Below are 22,892 nucleotides of genomic sequence, written 5' to 3' on the forward strand. Positions count from 1 at the left end.
CAACGATTGTTATTTTTAATAGTGCTTTGTCTAACACAACAGCATGCGGCTACTGAGTAGCCAACATATTATCTATTGTTACAGATTTGCCAATCCAATAACAACATTTTGCTTCTTATGTCATTCCAATCACTTAATCACACCATCTTATAGGAACGCACGTCTGATGATTCTTCAATAATAACAATACATAACATGATTTTTGGGAAAAAATTAAAAATCCCCCCCACTCATCAGCCCATTTTTCAATCAATTTTCCCAATAACAAAGATTTCTATTTTTTGTTATGATTAAAATGAACCAAAAAAAGGAAAGGAGGCTCCTATGAGTGTTGCGACATTTAAACCTTCATTAGCTGATTGGTATAAGGCTTTACGTTCTCAAGATTTAGAAACCTCACGTAAAATCAAGCAAGCTTTTGATAGGGAACCCAGTCATCTTGATGACATGACAGCAAGAAACTTCCACCAGCTGCTAAATTTAAGGTACTGTATTCTCGAAGAAGACTTTGAAACAGCAGCAAGCATGATGTCACTGTTGAACGTGAACCGTTTCGAGACAGAGCTCTTAAATTACTATGCCTATTTTTTCAAGGGTCTGTATCATCATTATGTAAAACAATACGATCAGGCCGAACGCCACTTCCGATTAGCAGAAAAGCAATTAACAAACATCTATGATCCTATCGAGCAAGCCGAATTTTATTACAAATTTGCTTTGACCTACTATCAAACACGACAATCTGTTCTGTCCATTAATTATGCACAGAAAGCACTCGACAGATTTCATTGGCATGACTCTCAAGAGCGTTTGGCTGACTGTTTAATGTTATTAGGCATTAATTATACAGACGTCAAACAGTTTGGAGTGGCCGAGGAAAACCTTCATGAAGCAACGGATTATGCCCGTTGTTTGAGTATGTCTAAGTTAATCAGCCGAATCCATCATAACTTAGGCTTTCTATACGCTGAACAGGACATGTCCAAAGCAGCGATTAAATATTTAACAGACAGCCTTGAAGAAAATACCGATCAGCCTTATGTACAAACGTACTATTTACTTGCAAGAGAACATTTCAAACTTGAAGATGACCAAAAGGCGAATGACTACATTGATGAAGGTATTAAATGGTGCAAAGCATTTGGTGAAATCGAATACAAAGTTCATTTTCAATTGTTAAAAGAAACCTTTAACCCAACACACCAATTTGAAAAAATATTCAAAAATGGTGTAAACTATTTTATAGACAACCAGATGTGGAACTATATCAAAGAATATGCTGAAACACTTGCCGATTTTTATCGGAAACAGGACCTTTTTGAACCAGCGACGAAGTATTACCATATCGCTGTTCAAGCCCAATGCAAAAATACTAAGGAGGCATGTCTCAAATGAAACAAAAAGCGAAATCTTTCTTCAAGGTGATGACTCTATGTGCTCTAGTAACTGGTGCCGTGTACTCAGGAGTCGCTGCCACTGATTATAGTCATCAACCGTCAGCGCAACATGGCGTCGTATCTGACTAAGATAGGCTATGAGCATGAAAAAAGGGGCCTCCTTATGAGAGCCCCTTTTTACTGTTTGTATCTTACTCAATCGAACGTTTCATCTTGCTATACATCGACGCCACAGTAGTGTCAATATCATCTCTTGACATACGAAGGGCTTTCTCCGATGTCCCATAGCCGATTTCTTCTTTCCCTTCTTCAAGTCCTTCGAAAATGCCATCAGCAAATGCATCGACAGGTTCACCGAAGGTATGTAGTCCGACTCCGCCTAGGTCTGTGTTCACAGCAGGCGGTGCGACTTCAATCACTTTCACACCCGTATGAGACAGCTGCATTCTTAGGCTCATCGTGAACGAGTGAATGCCGGCCTTGGTGGCCGAATAGATCGGTGCAATCGCCATGGGTGTAAAAGCCAGACCAGACGAAACATTGATGATGGCCGCATCGGTATTCTCAGCAAAGTATTGAGAAAATAACATGGCAAGATGAATCGGTGCATGCATGTTCGCTGTCATTTCTTTACTGTAATAGTTCCAATCTTCCTTCACTTCAGCTTTTAATACGTTCATACGCTGCTGAATGCCGGCGTTATTGACAAGCACATTCACTTCAGGATAGTGATGTGTTACCCAATCAAAAAGCGATAAGCGTTCCGATTCATCAGTGACATCACATACCCGAGTAATGAGTTCCGGCATTTGTTCCTTCGCTTCTTGCAGTTTACTTTCTCGTCTTCCGCAAACAATAACTTTGCTCCCCGCCTTAACAAAACGTTCGGCAAAGGCCAAGCCAATGCCTGCGCCCCCGCCTGTAATGAGGACGGTATTTCCTGAAAGTTTCATTGTCATCCTTCTTTCTTCGTATCAAAAATTTGCTCGATCAAGGGACTACTCACTATTCTATCCGTTTCTTATAGAAGCTTGTCATACTCTAGTTTGGACAGTCAAATATTCTAATAATACGCCGGCCTCTCTAACCAACTGCTAATGATTCAGGCATTTCCTTGGAAATATTAGAAAGTAAGCTAACCCCATCCCCTTCTATTAATTTCAATGGATGTTGATTGACCTCTTCAGCGGCACTTTTAAAGAGTTCCCGCCTCTCCTTATGCTCTGACCAGATTAACGATTTTAGCCATAAATAATCGTTTGGGTCCAATAAATCACTAGTATGTAAATCAAGCCCAATTCTTGATATAACAGGTGGACTGCTCGAACGTAAGAAAGGATCCTTTAAGTAGGCTGTTTTTAAAAGATTGTTGTTTTGCATGGAACAAATAACGACTCTAAACGCTCTGAGCAGCCCGAATACACGTAGACTCCTGCGGGAAGTGCGAGATAGGCAAGACCCCACAGGGCCTGCCCGAGGAGGCTTGCCACTCGCCCGCGGAAAGCGAAGTGTATTCGGGCTGCGGTCTAAATAACAACTGTCTATACCAAAACACCCTAAATTGTTTAGATAAATCTGTTTCAAGCAAAATCAGAAAGACAGCCATTGGCATCTGCCAGGGTTCAGGTGCTATAATGGACTGACTTTATAAAAATTCCTTTATCGGAGGTAACATGCTAACATTTGAAGACAAACTCGCTATTATCGAATCATTCCCTGAATTAAAACGTAAAGACGTCTCACTCGGTCGTGTGAATTTCCATTTTGAAGAAAGTGTCATGGATAAAAAGATTGTTGTGTACCGCCTGCATCCTAACGGGAACGGCTATGTCTACGCTGAACTTATAGATGATCACGACAACTACAATATCGAACAAAATGGAATGGTTAATATCCGTGACTTCTCAGAAGATGAACTCCGCAGCATTGTCCGCAAGTCTATCGATTCGCTTTCTCAACCATCGGATGAAACTTGGGTGAATGATGACAATCATACCCTTAGGCTCGTTTATGACTTTGGCTTGTGGAACACTTATGCCGGGGACATGCTTGACGGAACCTTCCCTACTTATAATGAAGCTCTTGACTACTTACACCAAGAAGGCTTTGAACGTCAATAAAATGGTGACACTGTTAACCATATTAAAAGAGACTGACCTACATGGTTCTTGTGGGTCAGTCTCTCTTTTATGTTAGTTATATTCGTTTTAGTAATAAGACTTCATCTGTGGCTTATAATTCAATGAATGATGGACTTTAGGTCTCTTTTTATTAGGAATCACCGTAATAAATAACGATGAGAAGACTAATAAAAAGCCGATCCATTGCCAACCCGTTAAACCGTCATTAAAGACAAGTACACCGATCATAACGGACACGACTAATTCGACGGTTGAAAGAATCGTGGCTTTACTGGATTCGATATAAGTCAATCCTAGGGTGTATAAGGTATAAGCAAAAATGGTCGATATAATCGATATCCCAAAAATATAAATCCAGACGTCCCCATTCATAAAGATCGAGCTCTTTGTCCAAATGGAGCTGGTCGGAATCATCAATACACTACCGCAAATCATGGAATAAATAGTAATGGTTACCGGATGATAGATTTGACTGACGTACCTACCCAGGACACTATACAGTGAACAAAACAGCCCGGATAGAAGGCCTAACAAGACAGTCATCCCTGATAGACTTGTTCCGCCACTGGATATAATGCCAGCCACGAGGCCACACCCGATAATCGTCAGACCCATCGCAACGCATTTTTTGAAGGTGATTGTTTCCCTATAAAAGAATCTAGCAATGATGGCTGCGAAGATAGGCGACGTATAGACGAAAATAACGGCGACTGAAAGTGACGTTCGTTCCATAACGGCAAAGTAACACCAATTGAAAAAAGCGATACAGAATACGCCTAGTCCAAAAAAGTACGGTAAGTGTTTGATTTGCACCTTCAGATAATCGCGCCCCAGAATACTAAGGATGAGTAATAGGATGGCACTTGAAACCGACATCCTGATCGTCACAACATCCCAAGGTGTCAAACCAAATTCATATAAATATTGAACAAACAATCCTGTGACGCCCCAAAAAGAGGCACCCATGACAATAAGTCCATACGCGATATAAATATTCATAGTCTCACCTTCCCTTTTCTCTCTGTCTACCAGGTTGAGGTAAAATCATGCCTTAGACTACTTCAATTTAATTTATAAAGGTTATTAAAAAGTTACATAAGACCCCATCATCGGATGTTATGGTCGGCTTTCTTCAAACCTCACGTATTCAAATATATGCTCTTAGTCCTGGAACTGTTCTTTTTTAAACTTAGTTATCTTACCCATGAATCAATTAAAGATGCTGCTAAGATTAACTTAACTCAAATCCAAGTTAAATTCAAGATTTAGACATTAACATCTATCCTCTTATAGGTAATAGCCATCTACACGATCCATTCAAGATTGTGTTTCACGACCGACCATACTAAAGTCATATATCATCTAAAAATTCAGTATGTTAAAATAACTAAAAAACAAACGGAGGTGTTAGACCATGGCCTTTTTATCGATTGTCCCACCGATTGTGGCCGTTTTGTTGGCGATCATGACAAAACGTGTTTTGCTGTCTTTGTTTATCAGCATATGGGTGGGCGGCTTGATTGCAGCAGGCGGAAACCCGTTCACCGCCGTTGCCAATACCTTCAATTGGATGAAAGATGTGATGACAGACCCATGGAACGCTCGGTTTCTTGTCTTGACGGCCTTGCTTGGATCAGGTGCTGCGTTTATGTTTAAAACGGGTGGTTCAGAGGCACTGATCAAAGTTCTCGAAAAGAAATTGACAACGAAAAAACGGGCTCAGTTACTGCCATTTATTTTAGGAATTATCATTTTCTTTAATGACTATGTCAACTCTGTCATCGTTGGCAATGCTTCAAAGGATGTTACCGCTAAACACAAGGTATCCAGAGAAAAATTGTCCTACATACTTGATGCAACGGCTGCCCCGATGGCGACCCTTGGACCTGTCTCAGATTGGATTGGTTTTCAAGTCTCCCTAATTGCCGCTGCTTTTGCCAGTCTAAGTATTGCAGGTGCTGAACCTTATTTTGCTTTTCTGCATTCGATCCCTTGGAATTTTTATGCCATTCTTTGTCTTTTGTCGGTTCCGATGATTATTTTGGGTAAGGATTTTGGTCCCATGGCCAAAGCAGAGAAGCGTGCTCAGACAACTGGGAAGCTTATCCCTGAAGGCGGGACACCGCTATCATCTGTTGAACATGACTTAGGCGAACCTTTTAAGAACCAATCGACAATCTGGAACTTTCTCCTGCCCCTTATGACATTGATCGTCGTCAGCCTATGGGGCCTGTGGTATACAGGCGGTGGTCCTGACGGGAAAAGTTTGATGGAAGCACTCGCCGACACCGACGTAGCTGTTGCTTTATCATGGGCCGCTTTTGCGATGACCTTGGTCGGTATTGTTTTAGCTATTTGCCAAGGCGTATCCTTAAAAGATTGTGAAGAGACACTACTGGGTGGGATTCGAACGATGTTGCCGGCACTGGTCATTATCGTTCTGGCATGGTCCATCGGAACTGTTTGCGAGCAGCTTGGAACCGCCGATTATGTCGTTCAAGCCACAGAAAGCTGGATGACTCCAGCACTCTTGCCATTTCTCATATTTGTTATCGGGATGTTCATTTCATTTGCGACAGGAACGTCATGGGGCACAATGTCCATCCTTACGCCAATTGCAGTTCCGCTTGCCTATTCGATTGGAGGCATAGAAATGGTGCATATAATCATTGGCTCCGTTTTTGCCGGTTCGATTTTTGGGGATCACATCTCCCCCATTTCTGATACAACAGTTATGGCTTCCATTTTCGCTGGATCAGATCACATCGCTCATGTGAACACACAGGTGCCTTATGCCGCTGTTCCTGCTGTAATATCAGGTGGTTTGTTTCTATCAACTTCCTTCATTCATAACGGATTGATTTTGTTAGTTCTGGGTATTATTGTACAGTTCTTAGTATTACGCTTTTTAGGCAAACAACATGAGAAAAAAAGATTGCGTTCAAATTCGGAAATTGGTTTTTAAGACAAACCGCAGCGATGTCACTTTCGCTGCGGTTCTTTTGGGTATTCATTATCAATTCCTTTTTCCTATGCGAATGCTAAAGTTCGTTGTATATTATCAGCACATTGCCCACACAATAAGGTCTGGGCTTAAAAAGCTCAACCATTTTAAGGAGGTCATGATCATGGCACAACAAAACCCACAACAGCAGCAAGCTCAACAAGCTGCTCAGCAAGCTCAACAGGCTCAACAGAAAAAGCAGCAAGCTGCTCAACAGGCTCAGCAAAAGCAACAACAAGCTGCTCAACAAGCCCAGCAAGCTCAACAGCAGGCTCAACAACAAGCTCAACAATCTCAACAGCAAGCTGCCCAACAAGCTCAGCAAGCCCAAAATGCTGCTCAGCAAGCTCAACAAGCTTCCCAAAACAAACAACAGTAAGTTTGTTTCCAGAAAAAAAAACCGGGATGGAGTGCTACACTCTCTCCCGGTTCATTCATTTAGAAACCAATCACATCATTCGCATTTTTCTTTTCGGTCATAGGCACATTAACGACAAAACTGCCGATCACACAAATGACGAGATTAATCAATAATCCCCACAACCCGCTAAAGATACCTAACGGTGTGAGATTCACAAAGGTCATATATGATGCAATAACAGCTCCGGCAAGCATCCCTGCAAATACAGCCTTTGTACTAAGGTTTTTCCAATATAGACCCAGAATTAAAGCTGGTGCGACTTGAATTAATAATTCAAATTTCAGAACAAATATCTGATAAAGTGTCGCTGGCGGGAACCATGCTATGAGCAGTATGATGGCCACAGCAACGATCCCCACGAGCTTACCGACTAGAATTTTCTTATTATCGTCCGCATCTGGATTGATGTACCGTCCATAGATATCCTTAGAGACAATAGCCGTCAAAGTCAACAATACGGAGTCAGCGGTTGAGACGATAGCGGCAATCACGCCGCCAAACAAAAGCACCATCGCCCAATAAAAGAAAGCATTTTGATTCGCAACCGCACTCGCCATCTTACCGACTAATTGCTCGGACTCACCATCAGTTAAATCAGGAAATGCGGCAATGCCAATAATCCCGACAATAAACACAACACCTGCTGTGAGAAAAGGCATCCACGCCATTCGGCCGAAAGAGCGCTTCAATGTTTTTTCACTTTTTGCGGAAAAAATACGCTGTACAGCATGGGGATAGACGGCCGCACCAATACCAACAAGAACTAATAAGCTGGCCCAGTTAACGACGCCCGGACCCTCTGGAACCCCTAATTTTTCAGGTGAATAAGCTTGCATATAATCCGCAGCTGTTGGAAGTCCGCCAAAATAAATAATCGCACCAATTAAAAGTATGAAAACACCGAATAACAAGGCGATTCCCTGCATTGTGTCTGTGTAAGCAACGGAACGCATGCCGCCAAGCCAACCGTAAATCAACATAATCACAATGAAAAAGACAACGGCAACTTGATAAGGAATCGTACCGCCTGTTAAGCCGGCGACACCTTGTCCAATAGCCACGAATTGTTCTAACAAATAATTACCAAGAGCATATAACATTAAAAATGCCGCTAAAATGGAAATCGACTTAGATTTAAAGCGTTTTTCAAGCCAGTCAACCGGCGTAACAAGATTGAATTTTTTTCCTATAACATATAACCTTGGAGCAAATGCCAAGTAAGCGACAATAATGACAATAAAGTAAGGAACCGTCACAAGATACTCATAACCGATTCTGTAAGTCTGCGGCGGGTATCCGACGATCGTATTACCACTATACTGCGTTGCAAAAAAAGTAAAGAATAATACCATGACGCCAAGCCCTCGACCGCCAAGATAGTACTCATCAATGCTCTCATGAATTCCTCTATTCCGAAAATAAGTGAACAGCCCGACACCGAGCATTAGGAGACCATACATTAGCAGGACTAAGACGCCCGACCAACCCGAAAACGCCAAATCCATATGTTATTCATCCTCCTTTGCTTGCTCTTCTTCATCTTCAATAAGATTCCACTGATATTTAATAACGTAGTTAATGAAAGCCGACAAAATGAAGGACACCCCTATAACGATAAATGCCCAATAAGGAACTCCAAAGAATAAGGGTTCGTATGAGCCTGTTGGAAAATACCATGGTACACTTAGAATAATAATAATCCCCAGTATCACCCATGACTTCACTTGCTTGATTGGTTCCTTTTTAGATTGATTCACGGTCATACTCCTTTCGCTATTTTGGTTATATTCCGAAAAATGGATACAAAAAAAGATCGATTTTCTATTTGTATCTTTCTACTAAGAGACAGGATGAAGGTCGTTGATTTTACCAGCTTTAATAATTTGACCCGGCACCTCATGATCCATCAATGATTGCAAATACTTGGCCGAGTCGATCAGCTGATCAAGATCAGCACGAACATCATGTCCTATGAACTTAAGCATATGAACCAGATCTTCTGTGCAAATATTGCCTGTTGCCCCGGGAGCAAATGGACAGCCTCCTAATCCGCCAAGAGAAGCATCAAACCGCGTCACTCCAGCGCGAATACCTTCAATAACATTGGCCAGTCCCATGCCTCTCGTGTTGTGGAAATGCAAAGTTAAGGGGAGCTCCGGCCAGCGTTTTAACACGTTTTCAGCTAATCGATACACCTGATTGGGTGTTGCCATTCCTGTCGTATCCGCAAGGGTGATACCACTGACACCTAATTCCAAGTACTGTTCAACTAAACGAAGGACCTTGTCTTCAGAAATAGACCCTTCAAACGGACAACCAAAGGTCGTCCCTAGAGTTCCATTGACATCAATCCTTTCATTAGACAAAAAGCTTAGGATATCTCGGAAGTTTTCAAAGGATTGATCCGTTGTTCGCCGGACATTCTTTTGATTATGAGTTTCACTCACGGATACAACGAGATTGATCTCATCGACCTCACATTCAAGAGCTCTCTTAGCCCCCTTTAAATTAGGAACCAAAACACTGTAAGTCACGCCGGGTTGTCGTGTAATACCCTTCATCACCGCTTCGGCATCGCTCATATTGGGTACAGCTTTTGGCGAAACAAATGACGTCACTTCAATTTTATCGACGGCCGCATTGCTCAACCGGTTAATCAATGCGATCTTTTGTTCAGTTGGAATAAATTGATCTTCGTTTTGCAGACCGTCTCTGGCAACAACGTCTTGAATCTTAATCGTTTTCATACCCATCTCCTTCCTTTAGTAAAAAAGGTTAAATAATGCCTTGATCCTTTAATTTCTGAATTTTATCGTTATCATAGGCTAGCCAATGTTTCATCACTTCATCTGTATGCTGTCCAAGCTCAGGCCCCAGCCAGTTAATTTCTCCAGGTGTTTCACTCATTTTCGGAACAATTCCCGGAATTTTGACCGATTCTTCGTCATTCATTTTGACATTCTGAATCATCTCACGGCTTAAGAAGTGCGGGTCATTCATGATATCTTCAATGCTGTAAATCGGACCTGCCGGAACCCTCGCTTCATCAAGCACCTCTAAAGCGGTCTCAAAATTAACAGTCCTTGTCCATTCTTCAATGGTGTTATCAAGATAATCAGCGTGTTCTGCTCGACCGCTATTACTTTGGAACCGCTCATCGTCCGCTAATTCCGGTCGGCCAATCGCTGCCATCAACCTTTTGAAAATCGCATCACCGTTACCGCCGACAACGATATATTTTCCATCCCGGCATTGGTATGTATTCGATGGCGCGATACCAGGTAAGGATGATCCCGTTCTTTCTCGAACAGCTCCGAGCTTATCGTATTCAGGAACCATGCCTTCCATCAAGCTGAATACGGCTTCGTAGAGAGCAACATCAATGACTTGTCCTTTTCCCGTTCCGTTTATATCACGATGATAAATCGCCATGAGGGCACCGTTTACCGCGTACATCGCAGCTAACGAGTCGCCGAGACTCACGCCCACTCTTGTCGGGGGACGATCGGGATATCCGGTAATATGACGGAGTCCGCCCATCGATTCTCCGACGCTGCCAAACCCTGGTTTATCTCGATAAGGACCAGTCTGTCCGTAACCCGATACCCTGACCATCACGAGTCCGGGATTGATCGCCGACAGCTCATCATAACCTAAGTTCCATTTCTCAAGGGTCCCAGGCTTGAAATTCTCGACTAAAATATCACACTCTTTGACAAGGTCCTTAATCACCGCTTGTCCCTCTTCACTTTTTAAATTGACGGTGATTGACTTTTTATTTCTCGATTGCAGCCGCCACCATAGTGAACTCCCTTTGTAGATATGGCGCCAATCTCTGAGCGGGTCCCCTTTTTCCGGGGGTTCGACTTTAATGACATCGGCTCCGAATTCAGCCAGTAACCGACCGGCAAACGGGCCAGCAATTAAGCTTCCTAATTCCAAAACTTTAACGTTTTCTAAGGTTTTTTCCAAAGTTATTCACCCTTTTGTTGTGTTGTCTTGTCTTCAAAAAAGGTACAAATGGCTTGCAAATCATTTTGGATATGTTGTTTCATCAACCCTTCCACTTGATCGTCATTTTGCTCCAGAATCGCATGAACAATGTTTTCATGTTCTTCAATAAAATCATTGGACCTTGTAAAATGCTTTAAAATACAATTTCTCAAGTATACGGTTTTGGCACTGATCACCTTCAGCAATTGAATCAATTGTTCGTTACCTGAAGCACGGACAATAAGGTCATGAAATTGGGTATTCAATGCCACCACCTCACCCATATGATTGGAGCCTAAAGCAGTCTTTGTCTGATCTAGAATGACTTCTAACTGATGCTGATCATCCTGTGACATATTCTGGGCTGCGAGTCTTGCGGCAAGAGATTCTAAACTTTCGCGACAGAGATAAAGATCGATGGCATCTTCAACGGTTAGATCCAGGACATAAGTATAGGCCCCTTTCTGATTCACCAAACCATCCTGAAGTAACATGCGCATTGCTTCGCGGACCGGACCACGACTGATCCCTAATTTGTTCGCGAGTTTCACTTCCGTCAATTGCTCACCAGGTACAAACTCATTGTTTAGAATTAAATGTTTAATATGATTGTAAGCTTGAATATGCAAAGGTTCAGATTTGATAACCGGCGTCATTCGTTCACCTCCTCTTTTTGGAAACGCTTTTATCATATATTAGAATGTTGACTGTTAATTGTCAACATTCTAATGGGTTTGATTTTTAGTACAAATCTAAAATCAGCAAAACAAAGTGCCAACCTGGTCTCTTACAGGTTGGCACTCTGATTACGGGGGCTATTTACCGTTTCCGAAAAATGGACACTCTTTTCAATGATCTCGCCAATAACGAATCCAGTGCCAGACCTTGACTGCCGCTAAAAAGAAGATGGACGGCAGCGACAAGCAAGATCAGATTAAATTCAAATCCCCCCAAAAAGCCGGCCGATAATTTGACAGTAACAATCGCGCCAAACATGATTAGAGCAAATAGAGCAGCCATCACCCTAGTACCAGCCCCTACGACCATCGCCAGTCCACCAATGAGTTCAATAACGGCAACGATGTAGGCTAAAAATCCCGGCAAGCCCAAATCCGCAAAAGTAGCCACGGTTGTTTCAAGCCCTTTTTGAAACTTATCAAACCCGTGAATGAAAAAAATGATACCGACCGTGATTCGTAATAAAAACAAGCCCATTTTATACCGTTGATTCATTATCATCCTCCTAACCTTGTTATCCACAACTGCTATTTGTATCTACGTCATTCAACTGATATGAGGAATCCAGTATGAATATAACCCTTCTAAATCATACAAGTATTGACGAATCAATGAACATGATACCTATATACGCTTCCCCTTCAATGACATGCTTCTCAACGCCTCCATGATTAGCAGAAAGGCTTCCTCTTACCCGTTTAAGATCTCTATCCTTGTCAAATTTTCTCACTCATACAAAAGTTTTGTTTTTCTTGACCCCTTTTTTTATCATTATAAGCGGCTTAAATGACAGGCCCTTCATTGGAGTCAATCACTGCGCGATTGACGGCGCTTTCAATCTTCTTAATAACACTATCATCAATTTAGACCCATTTTCCCATTTATTTACGTGTTCACTTCACCGTCAAATTCTTGTATTTTCAATGAAATCATACATGATATCTTTTGTATTAACGGAGATATTAGAGACAACCAAAGTGAATGAATACCAATTTTAATTTGCTGATAAAGGAGATTGTTCTTTATGGATCTGAAAGCATTCAAAGGATACTCTTTACAACATTTCAAAAGGGATCTACTATCAGGAATTATTGTGGGCATCATCGCTATTCCGCTTGGTTTAGGATTTGCCATTGCTTCTGGAACGGCTCCTGTGACAGGGATTTATACAACCATTGTGGCGGGTCTACTAATCGCGCTCTTAGGAGGGGGCCGATTTCAAATTGGCGGACCAACCGGAGCTTTTGTTCCTGTCTTGATGGGGATCATTTCTCAATTTGGATACCAAAATCTATTAATTGCCGGATTTATGGCGGGGATTTTACTCATGATTCTAGCGGTTTGCAAAGTGGGAAGCTTAATTCACTTTTTTCCTCATTCAGTTATTACTGGTTTCACAGCCGGCATTGCGGTGATTATTTTCACCGGACAAATTGTCAACTTTTTAGGCATGCACGATATTCAGCAATATCAATACTTTCATCTCAATATGCAGGCCATTGCAATCAATCTTCACCTCGTCAATCCCTATAGTATCATAACAGCCTTGATTTGCTTACTCACTATCTTGGTGATTCCACGTTTTTTTCCGAATGCTCCCGCTTATTTACTGGGCATGCTTGTATCGAGTACCATTTCGGCATTCTTCTATAATGGTCGCGTCGAAACCATTGGGTCGATTTACGGTAACATTCCAAGTGGATTCCCTGAATTTCAACTGCCTGCCTTGACCTTGGACAAAATCATCACTTTGTTCCCATCGGCTATTCTAATCGCTGTCCTCGCAGGACTGCAATCTTTATTAACTTCCCGCGTAGCGGCTGACATGACGAATTTTAGCCATAACAATCAAAAAGAACTCATCGGCCAAGGCGTGGTTAATACGGTGGTACCGTTATTTGGCGGCATTCCAGCCGCTGGTGAGGTGGCACGAACGGTCACGAATATTAGAAACGGAGCCCACTCCCCGGTTGCAGGCATGACCCATGCCTTAGTCGCTTTATCAATGTTATTATTACTTGCCCCTTATGCTACACACGTGGCCATTGCCAGCTTAGCACCGGTTTTAATGGTTGTAGCGTGGAACATCAGTAAAAGAGACCAATTTATTCATGTGGTTAAAGCACGAACTGGAGATTCGTGGATTTTATTAGTCACCTTTGTGCTCACATTCTCCACTAATCTAACCTTAGGCATAGGGGCTGGTTTATTTCTCTCCTTTTGTATCTATTTATACAAAAAAAGACAGGAACGTCGGTCGTCTAAAACTGAGGAAATAAGGTTATAATTCCCCTTATTTACCAAAAAAAAATGAGACAAAAGTATATGAGTCACAGAATCATCCGAACTTGTTTCATTCATCAGTTCGGATGATAAACTTACTTTCATCTCTTATTGTTCAACTTTTGGGTATCCTGTTTTAGATTTGTCCCAGCCTCCGCTCATTTAACTGTTATTGTTGTTGTCATCGTCTGATTCCTCTATCCTCTGATCAATCTCATGCTTTTCTTCTTCCCACCATAAAGCTTCTTCCGGCTCTTCGATAACCTCTTCAATGTCCTCTTTTTCTGCAACGGCTGGCATTGAACCCCGGAGCGGTTTGCCAGACGTATCCTTAACAAGATACGTCACAACCATAATACCAATGAGCGAAGCAAAAATAAGATAATAGGCCGGGACCATCCTGTTCGACATCGCATTAATCAACCAGGATACAAGTAACGGTGTCGTCCCGCCAAACACTGAAGCCGATATATTATACGTTATCGCCAGCGCACCGTATCTGACTTCTGTAAAGAATAGTGAGGGCAGCAATGACGGCATGGTTCCTTGAAACGAGGAAGAAAAGATGGCCAATAACATAACTCCGAAAAACACCAGCAAAGTATTGCCGCTCCCAATCAATAAAAACGCTGGAATCGATAAAAGGATTAAACCGATTAATCCTCCTTGGATAATCCGTTTGGCACCAATCCGATCCCCAAAATAGCCCATCATTAACACAATGGGTACCATAAGAACCATGACAATTAAAATCAACAGCAGCCCTTTCGTTTCCCCGTAACCGAGGACAGCGGATAAATGTGAGGGCATATAGGACAAAACCATATAGTTCACGACATTATAAAAGAAGACGACGATCAATCCAATAAGCAAAGGCTTCCTGTGGTAGACAAGGATGTCTTTCATCGACACATGCTCATTGTCATCCCTTGATTCTTCCATAGCTTCGAAAGCCGGTGTTTCTTCTAAACGATTCCGCAGCCAAAAGCCGACGAAACCAATGGGTGCAGCAATAAAGAATGGAATGCGCCATCCCCAGTCTACCATGGTATCGGATCCCAAAATAAATGTGAGCAAGGTGACGATACCGGATCCTGCAATATAACCGATTAGGGTCCCCATTTCTAACCCGCTTGATAAAACCCCTCGCCTCTTATCTGGCGTGGATTCAGCGATAAACGTCATTGCACCCGCATACTCTCCACCTGTTGAAAAACCTTGAACTAATCTGGCAACAAGCAATAATATGGTCGCTGTCGCACCGATCGATGCATAGCTTGGAATCAACCCGATACTTAAGGTGGATAGTGCCATCAATGTTAACGTCATCGCTAGAACTTTTTTGCGCCCTAATCGATCACCTAACATTCCAAAAAACATCCCGCCGATGGGACGGACAAGAAAGGCAACAGCAAATGTGGCAAAGGAATAGATTAATTGCACCGGCCCGCTTAGTTCAGGAAAAAATACTTGGCCAATCGTTGCAGCGAGATAGGAGTAAATACCGAAATCAAACCATTCCATGGCATTACCAACCGCTGTTCCCACAACGGCTTTTTTCGCAACTTGAGTATCGACAACTGTCACATCATCTTTATGTAAGGTCTGTTTCGATTTTTTCTTGAACGACAATCGGGATCGTTTTTTGTTATTACTCTTTTCAGCCATTGATCGATTCCTCCCTTTGATCTGCTCCAATCTTTAATAGCCACTTCAATATTAGGTTTTACGACTTCCTTATTTCACATTCACTTTGGCTTTCATATTACAATGATTAAATTCAGATTAAGAATGATCTCAATGGAACAAGTTTTATTGATTGATTCGAAGGGTATGAAAAAGTTACCAAAGTCAGTGTCATCACCCAAAATGGTCAGTCATTCGATGAAAGGAACATAACGCGAGATAACATTCGATGCAATGAAACACAGGAGGTTCATTCTAATGAAGGGCATTATTCTTGCTGGAGGAAACGGAACACGCCTTTACCCGTTAACCCAATCCATTTCTAAGCAACTGCTCCCTGTCTATGACAAACCGATGATCTATTACCCTTTATCCGTATTGATGCTCGCTGGAATCAAAGACATCTTAATTATTTCGACTCCAAAGGATACACCAAGATTTCAAGAACTACTCGGTGATGGCAGTCAATTTGGGATTTCTCTGTCATATAGTGTACAATCTTCTCCTAAAGGACTCGCTGAAGCCTTTATTATCGGTGAATCATTTATCGGTCAGGATAACGTGGCCTTGATTCTGGGAGATAACATTTTCTATGGCCAGGGCTTCACGCCGTTATTACGCCATGCAGCCAATAAAACAAATGGTGCAACAGTTTTCGGTTATCGTGTCAGGGAACCTCAACACTTTGGTGTTGTCGCTTTTGATCACGAACAAAAAGCTCAATCCATAGAAGAAAAACCAGCCAACCCTAAATCTGATTTTGCGGTTACCGGCTTATATTTTTACGATCAAGATGTTGTGCAAATGGCCAAGGACATTCAACCATCAGAACGCGGTGAACTCGAAATCTCTGACATTAATCAGGCATATCTTGAACAGGGAACGCTTGATGTTGAATTACTCGGACGTGGTTTTGCCTGGCTCGATACCGGCACTCCTGAATCTTTATTCGAAGCATCACAATTTATCGAAACCGTCGAAAAGCGTCAGGGGTTTAAAGTCGCCTGTCTTGAGGAAATAGCCTATTATATGAACTACATGTCCCAAGACCAATTAATGAGCAAAATCAAAACGATGAAAAAGAGTGCTTACAGACAATATTTGCTTGAAGTGGCGCAAAGTGCGTATACTCAGCAATATTGGAATCAAGCGAATCGAGGCCATCGAACAGAATTGATGCAATGATGACGTTTTTGCGACAATATAGACGAGCATTCACTTCATCATGACTTTCCAAAACCAGTCGTTAATACCTGCAAACAAAGACGTGAACAAGACCGGAGGCTGCTATGATTCCTTTCAACGTTCCACCCATGACAGGTAAGGAACAACACTATATCGAGCAAGTCATAAAAAACAAAAAGTTATCGGGTGACGGTAGGTTCACCCAAGCTTGCCAAGCATGGATCGAGGAAAAATACTTTTGTCAAAAAGCATTGCTGACAACATCATGCACCCATGCGCTTGAAATGGCTGCCATGCTAGCGGGCATCGGACCGGGAGATGAAGTGATTATGCCCTCTTATACATTTGTCTCCACAGCTAACGCATTTGTGTTACAGGGGGCCACGATTGTCTTTGTTGATATTCGCCCGGATACAATGAACATCGATGAGACATTGATTGAAGATGCGATTACGGATAAAACAAAAGCGATTGTGCCTGTCCATTACGCTGGCGTTGCTTGTGAGATGGACACGATTAATGCCATTGCTGATCAGTATGGCATCACTGTGATTGAAGATGCTGCTCAAGGCATGATGAGCGTTTATAAAGGTCAAGCCCTTGGAACACTCGGGCGTCTAGGTTGTTATAGTTTTCACGAAACGAAAAACTATTCTAGTGGTGAAGGCGGAGCCCTCCTTATCAACCATGAAGGTGATCAATATAGATCTGAAATCATTCGTGAAAAAGGCACGAATCGTTCCCAATTTTTCCGGGGACAGGTCGATAAATATTCCTGGGTTGATGTGGGATCGTCTTTTTTGCCAAGCGAATTGAATGCGGCCTACTTATATGCTCAATTAGAGCATGCGGGTGGGATCAATGAGGACCGGTTAATGTCATGGCAAACCTATTTCAATGAATTAAAACCTCTCGCCGATGAAGACAGAATTCAGCTGCCACATGTACCTGATCACTGTCAGCACAACGCCCATATGTTCTATATCAAGGCGAAAGACCTAAATGAGAGAACAGCTTTAATTGACTATTTAAAAGACAATGAGATTATGACTGCCTTTCACTATGTCCCGTTGCACTCGTCCATGGCAGGCCAAACGTTCGGTCGATTTCATGGGGAAGATTGCTATACCACACGCGAAAGTGAACGGCTATTGCGGCTGCCGCTTTACTATCACTTGGAAGAAAAAGATGTTTATTATATTATCAAAACAATAAAGGACTTTTACAAACCATGAAATTCAATCAATGGTTGTTCGCCGCCGCAATCGCCATCATCCTTATCTACCTCTCCCCCCTGCTCATATTGGGGGAGGATGCTCATGTTCGAATCCATGATAGTCTTGACTCTAACATGGTCTGGTACAAAATATTAGCAGAAAGCGGACAAGCCTTCGCCGCATCGGGAGCCGACATTCCCAATATGATGAATGGTCTCCCTAGAATAGCTTATGGTTCAGAGTTCAAGCTTTACGTGTTGTTATTCAGTCTGTTCACACCAATGACGGCTTTTATCATCAACGCGGTGATAATCAGGTTCACTGCGTTTTTCGGTATGTATATGCTATTGAAAAACCATATGCTGAAAAACCCCAACCCATTAATAGTAACAGGGGTCGCCCTTTGCTTTTCGCTGCTGCCGTTCTGGCCGTTCGGAGCGTTAAGCACCGCAGGTATTCCACTGGCTTTATACGCATTTTTAAATATCAGAAGGCATAACTCAAATGTTTCTGACTGGCTCATTCTTGGCTTGATGCCCTTTTATTCCAGTTTCATTCTGACATTCATTTTCTTTCTTGGTCTCATGGGGATACTATGGCTTGTTGATGGGATCCGTAATAAGGATATGAATTGGACAATGTTTTTGGCCATCGTGATGATGACCGCCATTTATCTTGGAAAATTGTATCGTCTTGTTATTGGGGTATTATTCGGGCACGCGTTTACAGACCATCGAGCTGAATTCTCCCTTGGACATAACAGCTTGAGCGATACGCTGAGCTTATTTATCGAGAATTTCACGACAGCTCATACACACGCCTATACATTACAGCAATACATCATCATTTACGTTGTCGGCGGAGCCTTATTGCTTGTGTTATTCTCTAAATACAAACAGCGTTCCTTACGTCTCAAAGCTGATCAGAATCATTTGTTGCTTTTATTGCTTGTGCTTGCAGCCGCTTTTTCCTTTTGGTACGCACTCTGGTATTGGGAAGGGATGCGCGTCCTAAAAAATGTTTCTGATTTGTTGAATACCTTCAACTTCAGCCGAATCCATTTTCTCAATCAAGTCTTGTGGTATTTGATGTTTGCTTTAGCTTTAACCATCATTCATACCAAGTTTAAGGTCGGAAAAATCATCGTTAGCGTCCTGCTTATAGGTCAATTGCTAGTCGTCTGCAACCAAAATCACGAATTGAAATACAGAAGCGTTGATTATCCGTCATTTGAACAATTTTATTCCGAAGACCTTTTTTCCAATATACAAGACTACATCGGGAAGAACCCTGAGAACTACCGTGTTGCAAGTATCGGGATGCATCCCGCTATCGCACTGTATAACGGCTTTTATACGCTGGACGGCTATATAACGATGTATCCTTTATCGTATAAACATCAATTTCGAGACGTGATAGACGGTGAACTGGATAAAGATGCAACCCTCCAACATTACTATGATACATGGGGCAGCCGCTGTTACATCTTCGTTGATGAACTTGGCAAACATTATATGTACACAAAAGATAAGCACAAAGTTGTGAAACACCTTGATATAGACACCCCTCAATTCAAAAAAATGGGCGGCGACTATATTTTATCTGCTGTTAAAATCAAAAACGCCAAAGCAGAGAATTTGAAATTACTCAAGGTGTTTGAGAATGATCAATCTGTTTGGCGCATCCGGCTTTATAAGGTGTTATAGAACCCGTTTATAGAAATGATTCCACACCTAGTTGTCAGCTTGTCTCATACATAATATATATGAAAATCAGGAGGTTCACTGCTGATTGTTATTATAATAGGGATTGTCAGTTGTGTCTGGATCAATCACCGTATTGACGGGCTTGATAATCACATTATTCTGCCCCTCAACGGTTCCAAATCCTGAATTTGTCTTGGATTGGGTCCTCCAATTCATTTGATGATTTGTGCCGGTGAAAATCCCAGATGTTGTGTCAATGACATTGACATTAATCGAATCGAAATGGATCATCTTGCTTGCCCCTGTGATGATGAAACAACATCTCCGTCATGTATTGGAATGTCAGCAACATCAGGGTCATAAACATTATTGACTGAATTAGAGGTTACATTCCACCCAAAAAACATGCCGTTACCGAAGTTATTTTTTGAATGAGCCGACCAATTATTTTGCTGATTCTCACCAACAGATATGCTGGAGTCTGTATCTAACGTATTCACATTGATCGAATTAAAACTAATTGGAACAGCCATGTGCTCCCTCCTTGCGTAATATCAGTTACACATATAAATAATATATGGTACAGCTATCACAACGTGACAACAACGCGACTTCTTCGCCTTGTTTCTTGTTGAATCCTTTAATACTCATTTCATAAAGCCTAAAAATCAACGACAGCCTTAAGGCTGTCGTCAACCGGCCGAAAAATATTAGACTGTCATGTACATGCTTCACATTCATAATAGTTTTTTTCAACGTCCAGTGTCTTAAGTAACTTTTCAATTCGAATGTCACTTTCATCAACAAATTCAAGATCAGCGACTCTCTCAACAAGTTTGTTCCTAGCTATATCTTCAGATTCCGCCACAATGCTAAATTCACTTGTCTTATTTTCCGGAATAACCACATATTCAAAAAGATATCGTGCCAATTGAGGGGCAACTCCTTTCTCGCTATCATTTAAAAGTTATCATTATAGACATCATATCAATAGTTGATTCAGTATGGCTAGAAATACGATTGAGCATTAGGAGGGAGACTTTACTAATAGTATAACCTTTGCTTGTTCATAAAAAAAGGATATATTATTCGAATAGTCAAATTTGATTGACAATTATAATTAAGAGTGGTACATTTATGCTAGTTAACGTTAACGTCAACTCAATATTGAAAGCGGTGGATCAAGTGTGTCGTGTCATGAAAAACAATACCTCATTAGCGAACTGGCTTCATTATTTGACATCAGTTCAAGAACCATCCGTTATTATGAAGAAATGGGATTGATACAATCACAAGATCGTGATGCCTCCAGTCAGCAGAGAACCTTTTCTGACCAAGAAAGGCGTCGGCTCAAACTCATTCTCCGCGGCAAACGTTTAGGTTTCCGATTGCAGGAAATTAAAGAAATGGTCGACCTATATGAGAGCAATCCAAAAGGTGATCTGGAGAAACAACGCATATTGGCCTACACGGATCAAAAGTTACAAGACATTGATGAAAAACTGCTTGAATTGCAAACAGCTAAAGCGGATATTTTGGCATATAGGGAAAGATTCGAAAATGATTAACGAGTAGTATCCAAGCCCGCTAGGCTTGATATAACCAATAATACTTTAGGGCAGGTGTCATGATGACGACCATTCACGGTATATTGGAACGACATGCTAGGAAGTATCCTGTTAAAGAAGCGTGGATCACCCCGACTGCTCGGCTCAGTTACCCTGATATGAATCGTACCGTCAATCAAATGGCAAGATGGCTTCAAAATAAAGGAGTTAGCCGCTATGACAGGATTGCGATCCAGTCCAACAATAATGAACATTTCTTCTATGCTTATTTCGCTTTAATGAAACTCGGTGCCATCCCGATGCCTTTGAACGTGAAACTAACTTCAAATGAACTCATCCCCCTATTAAATAACACCAAGGCTTCTGGCGTTCTTTTTGAAAGCGCATACAAACCTGTAATAGATGAGGTCACCGCGCAAAATCTAATACCTTATTGTTTTTCTATAGAAGATGCAACCAAACTTGCCCGCGGGTTTTCCACTGATAACTTGGAACTTGCCATCAGTTCAAAAGACATTGCTGAGATCATGTTCACATCCGGAACCACCGGTGTCCCAAAAGGCGTTCTATTCACACACGAACAATTAACAGCCGTAGCAACGGCAATCGCAATAGAGTTTAACTTATCGGCGGATGACCGCTCGCTGACCCTTATGCCTTTATCCCATTCTGCGCCGCTTAATGACTTCTTCCTGGCTCCTTTTTATTGCGGTGCCTCACATGTTATAGGCGATTACACACCACAAGCATTTTTGCAGGCCATTCACAAGGAACAAACGACAACCACATTCGCCGCGCCTATCGCCTATTTACTAGCAGCCAAACATCCTCACCTTCAATCTTATGATTTATCAAGCATGAGAGTATTCGCTTACGGTGGAAGCCCCATGCCGCTCGCTTCGTATCAATATGTCAGCCAAGCATTTCGAAATAACAACTTTTATCAAGTCTATGGTTTAACAGAGGCCGGACCCAATGGTTGCCTGTTAAGACCTGAAGAACACCATACAAAACCGGGGAGTATCGGGAAAACGCCTGTCGTTAATGTCGAAATGAAAATTGTTACGGAGTCTGGAATAGAAACAACCCCTGGTCAATACGGAGAAATTATTCTAAAAGGCGATAGTTTGATGGTCGGCTATGATAATAACGCACAAGCGACGTTAGAAACCATCCAAGACGGCTGGCTGTATACAGGGGATATCGCCTATCGCGATGCGGACGGCTATATTTATATCGTTGATCGCAAAAAAGATATTATCATTCCCGGCGGTGTAAATGTCTACCCACGTGAAGTTGAAAACATTTTAACTAAACATCCCGGCGTCGAACAAGTGTGTGTTGTAGGTGTGGCTGATAAAGAATGGGGTGAGACCGTTAAAGCTGTCGTCGTTCCAAAGGAGGGAGCCGAGCCCACCCAAGAGGCATTAAAAGAATATGTTTCCGAGCACTTAGCTGACTACAAGCAACCGCGCATCTATCGTTTTGTAAAGGCATTACCGCACAATGCCAGCGGAAAACTGTTGAAACAAAAAATAAAGGAGATGTGATCC

23 protein-coding genes are annotated in these 22,892 nt (G+C 42.0%); 10 read left to right on the forward strand and 13 right to left on the reverse strand.

Features of this window, described 5'->3' with window-relative positions; genetic code table 11:
- Nucleotides 1-324: 324 nt before the first annotated feature.
- Nucleotides 325-1,395: a tetratricopeptide repeat protein gene (locus B9Y89_RS16790; protein WP_085524336.1), complete on the forward strand. Its 1,071-nt coding sequence runs from the start codon at nucleotides 325-327 to the stop codon at nucleotides 1,393-1,395.
- Between the two features lie 193 nt (nucleotides 1,396-1,588).
- Here the strand turns inward: B9Y89_RS16790 and B9Y89_RS16795 are convergent, their stop codons facing one another.
- Complete coding sequence (locus B9Y89_RS16795) at nucleotides 1,589-2,350, reverse strand: SDR family oxidoreductase (RefSeq protein ID WP_085524337.1); 762 nt, start codon at nucleotides 2,348-2,350, stop codon at nucleotides 1,589-1,591.
- Nucleotides 2,351-2,480: 130 nt separating this feature from the next.
- Entirely contained in the window at nucleotides 2,481-2,777 is a 297-nt protein-coding gene (locus B9Y89_RS16800) for a DUF2332 family protein (protein WP_085524338.1), read from the reverse strand.
- 293 nt (nucleotides 2,778-3,070) lie between these two features.
- Between B9Y89_RS16800 and B9Y89_RS16805 the strand changes: the two genes are divergently transcribed.
- The gene (locus B9Y89_RS16805) at nucleotides 3,071-3,517 is read left to right on the forward strand and encodes a hypothetical protein (protein WP_085524339.1); all 447 of its coding nucleotides are present in this window, start codon (nucleotides 3,071-3,073) and stop codon (nucleotides 3,515-3,517) included.
- Nucleotides 3,518-3,604: 87 nt separating this feature from the next.
- Here B9Y89_RS16805 and B9Y89_RS16810 read toward each other — a convergent pair whose 3' ends face one another.
- Nucleotides 3,605-4,537 carry a DMT family transporter gene (locus B9Y89_RS16810; protein ID WP_085524340.1) on the reverse strand — a complete coding sequence of 311 codons (933 nt, stop codon included), beginning with the start codon at nucleotides 4,535-4,537 and terminating at the stop codon, nucleotides 3,605-3,607.
- A gap of 415 nt (nucleotides 4,538-4,952) precedes the next feature.
- Here B9Y89_RS16810 and B9Y89_RS16815 point away from each other — a divergent pair, with 415 nt between their 5' ends.
- Nucleotides 4,953-6,503: a Na+/H+ antiporter NhaC family protein gene (locus B9Y89_RS16815; RefSeq protein WP_085524341.1), complete on the forward strand. Its 1,551-nt coding sequence runs from the start codon at nucleotides 4,953-4,955 to the stop codon at nucleotides 6,501-6,503.
- Between the two features lie 163 nt (nucleotides 6,504-6,666).
- A complete protein-coding gene (locus B9Y89_RS16820; protein WP_176222270.1) occupies nucleotides 6,667-6,921 on the forward strand; it encodes a hypothetical protein in 255 nt (84 codons plus the stop codon).
- Between the two features lie 59 nt (nucleotides 6,922-6,980).
- Here the strand turns inward: B9Y89_RS16820 and B9Y89_RS16825 are convergent, their stop codons facing one another.
- The 6 genes from B9Y89_RS16825 to B9Y89_RS16850 all read right to left on the reverse strand — a co-directional run bounded on the left by B9Y89_RS16825 (nucleotide 6,981) and on the right by B9Y89_RS16850 (nucleotide 12,189).
- The gene (locus B9Y89_RS16825; protein ID WP_085524342.1) at nucleotides 6,981-8,468 is read right to left on the reverse strand and encodes a sodium:solute symporter family protein; all 1,488 of its coding nucleotides are present in this window, start codon (nucleotides 8,466-8,468) and stop codon (nucleotides 6,981-6,983) included.
- 3 nt (nucleotides 8,469-8,471) lie between these two features.
- Nucleotides 8,472-8,720, reverse strand: a complete 249-nt coding sequence (locus B9Y89_RS16830) for a hypothetical protein (RefSeq protein ID WP_085524343.1) — start codon at nucleotides 8,718-8,720, stop codon at nucleotides 8,472-8,474.
- 81 nt (nucleotides 8,721-8,801) lie between these two features.
- Nucleotides 8,802-9,710, reverse strand: a complete 909-nt coding sequence (locus B9Y89_RS16835; protein ID WP_085524344.1) for a hydroxymethylglutaryl-CoA lyase — start codon at nucleotides 9,708-9,710, stop codon at nucleotides 8,802-8,804.
- Nucleotides 9,711-9,738: 28 nt separating this feature from the next.
- Complete coding sequence (locus tag B9Y89_RS16840; protein WP_085524345.1) at nucleotides 9,739-10,935, reverse strand: CaiB/BaiF CoA transferase family protein; 1,197 nt, start codon at nucleotides 10,933-10,935, stop codon at nucleotides 9,739-9,741.
- A 2-nt stretch (nucleotides 10,936-10,937) separates the two neighbouring features.
- Complete coding sequence (locus B9Y89_RS16845) at nucleotides 10,938-11,612, reverse strand: GntR family transcriptional regulator (protein WP_176222271.1); 675 nt, start codon at nucleotides 11,610-11,612, stop codon at nucleotides 10,938-10,940.
- A 163-nt stretch (nucleotides 11,613-11,775) separates the two neighbouring features.
- Nucleotides 11,776-12,189 (reverse strand): DoxX family protein, encoded by a 414-nt coding sequence (locus B9Y89_RS16850; protein WP_085524347.1) that lies wholly within the window; start codon nucleotides 12,187-12,189, stop codon nucleotides 11,776-11,778.
- A gap of 529 nt (nucleotides 12,190-12,718) precedes the next feature.
- On the opposite strand from B9Y89_RS16850, the gene B9Y89_RS16855 reads away from it, so the two are divergent.
- The gene (locus B9Y89_RS16855) at nucleotides 12,719-13,981 is read left to right on the forward strand and encodes a SulP family inorganic anion transporter (RefSeq protein ID WP_085524348.1); all 1,263 of its coding nucleotides are present in this window, start codon (nucleotides 12,719-12,721) and stop codon (nucleotides 13,979-13,981) included.
- 158 nt (nucleotides 13,982-14,139) lie between these two features.
- Here B9Y89_RS16855 and B9Y89_RS16860 read toward each other — a convergent pair whose 3' ends face one another.
- Nucleotides 14,140-15,645 (reverse strand): MFS transporter, encoded by a 1,506-nt coding sequence (locus tag B9Y89_RS16860; protein ID WP_085524349.1) that lies wholly within the window; start codon nucleotides 15,643-15,645, stop codon nucleotides 14,140-14,142.
- Nucleotides 15,646-15,921: 276 nt separating this feature from the next.
- On the opposite strand from B9Y89_RS16860, the gene rfbA reads away from it, so the two are divergent.
- The 3 genes from rfbA (at nucleotide 15,922) to B9Y89_RS16875 (ending at nucleotide 19,771) form a co-directional block, all read left to right on the forward strand.
- The gene (gene rfbA / locus B9Y89_RS16865) at nucleotides 15,922-16,848 is read left to right on the forward strand and encodes a glucose-1-phosphate thymidylyltransferase RfbA (RefSeq protein ID WP_085524350.1); all 927 of its coding nucleotides are present in this window, start codon (nucleotides 15,922-15,924) and stop codon (nucleotides 16,846-16,848) included.
- 104 nt (nucleotides 16,849-16,952) lie between these two features.
- On the forward strand, nucleotides 16,953-18,083 hold the full coding sequence (rffA, locus tag B9Y89_RS16870) for a dTDP-4-amino-4,6-dideoxygalactose transaminase (RefSeq protein WP_085524351.1): 1,131 nt from the start codon (nucleotides 16,953-16,955) through the stop codon (nucleotides 18,081-18,083).
- Complete coding sequence (locus B9Y89_RS16875) at nucleotides 18,080-19,771, forward strand: DUF6044 family protein (protein ID WP_085524352.1); 1,692 nt, start codon at nucleotides 18,080-18,082, stop codon at nucleotides 19,769-19,771. Before rffA ends, B9Y89_RS16875 begins: the two co-directional genes overlap by 4 nt.
- Before the next feature lie 75 nt (nucleotides 19,772-19,846).
- Here B9Y89_RS16875 and B9Y89_RS16880 read toward each other — a convergent pair whose 3' ends face one another.
- From B9Y89_RS16880 to B9Y89_RS16890, 3 genes are all read right to left on the reverse strand, one after another.
- Nucleotides 19,847-20,062, reverse strand: a complete 216-nt coding sequence (locus tag B9Y89_RS16880; RefSeq protein WP_085524353.1) for a hypothetical protein — start codon at nucleotides 20,060-20,062, stop codon at nucleotides 19,847-19,849.
- Entirely contained in the window at nucleotides 20,059-20,304 is a 246-nt protein-coding gene (locus B9Y89_RS16885) for a spore germination protein (protein ID WP_085524354.1), read from the reverse strand. Before B9Y89_RS16885 ends, B9Y89_RS16880 begins: the two co-directional genes overlap by 4 nt.
- Nucleotides 20,305-20,489: 185 nt before the next feature.
- Nucleotides 20,490-20,702, reverse strand: coding sequence for a hypothetical protein (locus B9Y89_RS16890; protein WP_085524355.1), 213 nt, complete (start codon nucleotides 20,700-20,702; stop codon nucleotides 20,490-20,492).
- A 256-nt stretch (nucleotides 20,703-20,958) separates the two neighbouring features.
- Here B9Y89_RS16890 and B9Y89_RS16895 point away from each other — a divergent pair, with 256 nt between their 5' ends.
- Both B9Y89_RS16895 and B9Y89_RS16900 read left to right on the forward strand, forming a co-directional pair.
- The gene (locus B9Y89_RS16895) at nucleotides 20,959-21,339 is read left to right on the forward strand and encodes a MerR family DNA-binding protein (protein WP_085524356.1); all 381 of its coding nucleotides are present in this window, start codon (nucleotides 20,959-20,961) and stop codon (nucleotides 21,337-21,339) included.
- Between the two features lie 62 nt (nucleotides 21,340-21,401).
- Nucleotides 21,402-22,889: a class I adenylate-forming enzyme family protein gene (locus B9Y89_RS16900; RefSeq protein WP_254901277.1), complete on the forward strand. Its 1,488-nt coding sequence runs from the start codon at nucleotides 21,402-21,404 to the stop codon at nucleotides 22,887-22,889.
- The last annotated feature ends 3 nt before the right edge of the window (nucleotides 22,890-22,892 follow it).

Origin of the sequence: Tuberibacillus sp. Marseille-P3662 (genome assembly GCF_900178005.1) — a bacterium.
Classification (GTDB): domain Bacteria; phylum Bacillota; class Bacilli; order Bacillales; family Sporolactobacillaceae; genus Marseille-P3662.

What these genes read in the sequence shown, in the direction of transcription:
- B9Y89_RS16790 (WP_085524336.1), top strand. Translation starts at nt 325, where the DNA reads ATGAGTGTTGCGACATTTAAACCTTCATTAGCTGATTGGTATAAGGCT.
- B9Y89_RS16795 (WP_085524337.1), bottom strand. Translation starts at nt 2,350, where the DNA reads ATGAAACTTTCAGGAAATACCGTCCTCATTACAGGCGGGGGCGCAGGC.
- B9Y89_RS16800 (WP_085524338.1), bottom strand. Translation starts at nt 2,777, where the DNA reads ATGCAAAACAACAATCTTTTAAAAACAGCCTACTTAAAGGATCCTTTC.
- B9Y89_RS16805 (WP_085524339.1), top strand. Translation starts at nt 3,071, where the DNA reads ATGCTAACATTTGAAGACAAACTCGCTATTATCGAATCATTCCCTGAA.
- B9Y89_RS16810 (WP_085524340.1), bottom strand. Translation starts at nt 4,537, where the DNA reads ATGAATATTTATATCGCGTATGGACTTATTGTCATGGGTGCCTCTTTT.
- B9Y89_RS16815 (WP_085524341.1), top strand. Translation starts at nt 4,953, where the DNA reads ATGGCCTTTTTATCGATTGTCCCACCGATTGTGGCCGTTTTGTTGGCG.
- B9Y89_RS16820 (WP_176222270.1), top strand. Translation starts at nt 6,667, where the DNA reads ATGGCACAACAAAACCCACAACAGCAGCAAGCTCAACAAGCTGCTCAG.
- B9Y89_RS16825 (WP_085524342.1), bottom strand. Translation starts at nt 8,468, where the DNA reads ATGGATTTGGCGTTTTCGGGTTGGTCGGGCGTCTTAGTCCTGCTAATG.
- B9Y89_RS16835 (WP_085524344.1), bottom strand. Translation starts at nt 9,710, where the DNA reads ATGAAAACGATTAAGATTCAAGACGTTGTTGCCAGAGACGGTCTGCAA.
- B9Y89_RS16845 (WP_176222271.1), bottom strand. Translation starts at nt 11,612, where the DNA reads ATGACGCCGGTTATCAAATCTGAACCTTTGCATATTCAAGCTTACAAT.
- B9Y89_RS16850 (WP_085524347.1), bottom strand. Translation starts at nt 12,189, where the DNA reads ATGAATCAACGGTATAAAATGGGCTTGTTTTTATTACGAATCACGGTC.
- B9Y89_RS16855 (WP_085524348.1), top strand. Translation starts at nt 12,719, where the DNA reads ATGGATCTGAAAGCATTCAAAGGATACTCTTTACAACATTTCAAAAGG.
- B9Y89_RS16860 (WP_085524349.1), bottom strand. Translation starts at nt 15,645, where the DNA reads ATGGCTGAAAAGAGTAATAACAAAAAACGATCCCGATTGTCGTTCAAG.
- rfbA (WP_085524350.1), top strand. Translation starts at nt 15,922, where the DNA reads ATGAAGGGCATTATTCTTGCTGGAGGAAACGGAACACGCCTTTACCCG.
- rffA (WP_085524351.1), top strand. Translation starts at nt 16,953, where the DNA reads ATGATTCCTTTCAACGTTCCACCCATGACAGGTAAGGAACAACACTAT.
- B9Y89_RS16875 (WP_085524352.1), top strand. Translation starts at nt 18,080, where the DNA reads ATGAAATTCAATCAATGGTTGTTCGCCGCCGCAATCGCCATCATCCTT.
- B9Y89_RS16880 (WP_085524353.1), bottom strand. Translation starts at nt 20,062, where the DNA reads ATGATCCATTTCGATTCGATTAATGTCAATGTCATTGACACAACATCT.
- B9Y89_RS16885 (WP_085524354.1), bottom strand. Translation starts at nt 20,304, where the DNA reads ATGGCTGTTCCAATTAGTTTTAATTCGATCAATGTGAATACGTTAGAT.
- B9Y89_RS16900 (WP_254901277.1), top strand. Translation starts at nt 21,402, where the DNA reads ATGACGACCATTCACGGTATATTGGAACGACATGCTAGGAAGTATCCT.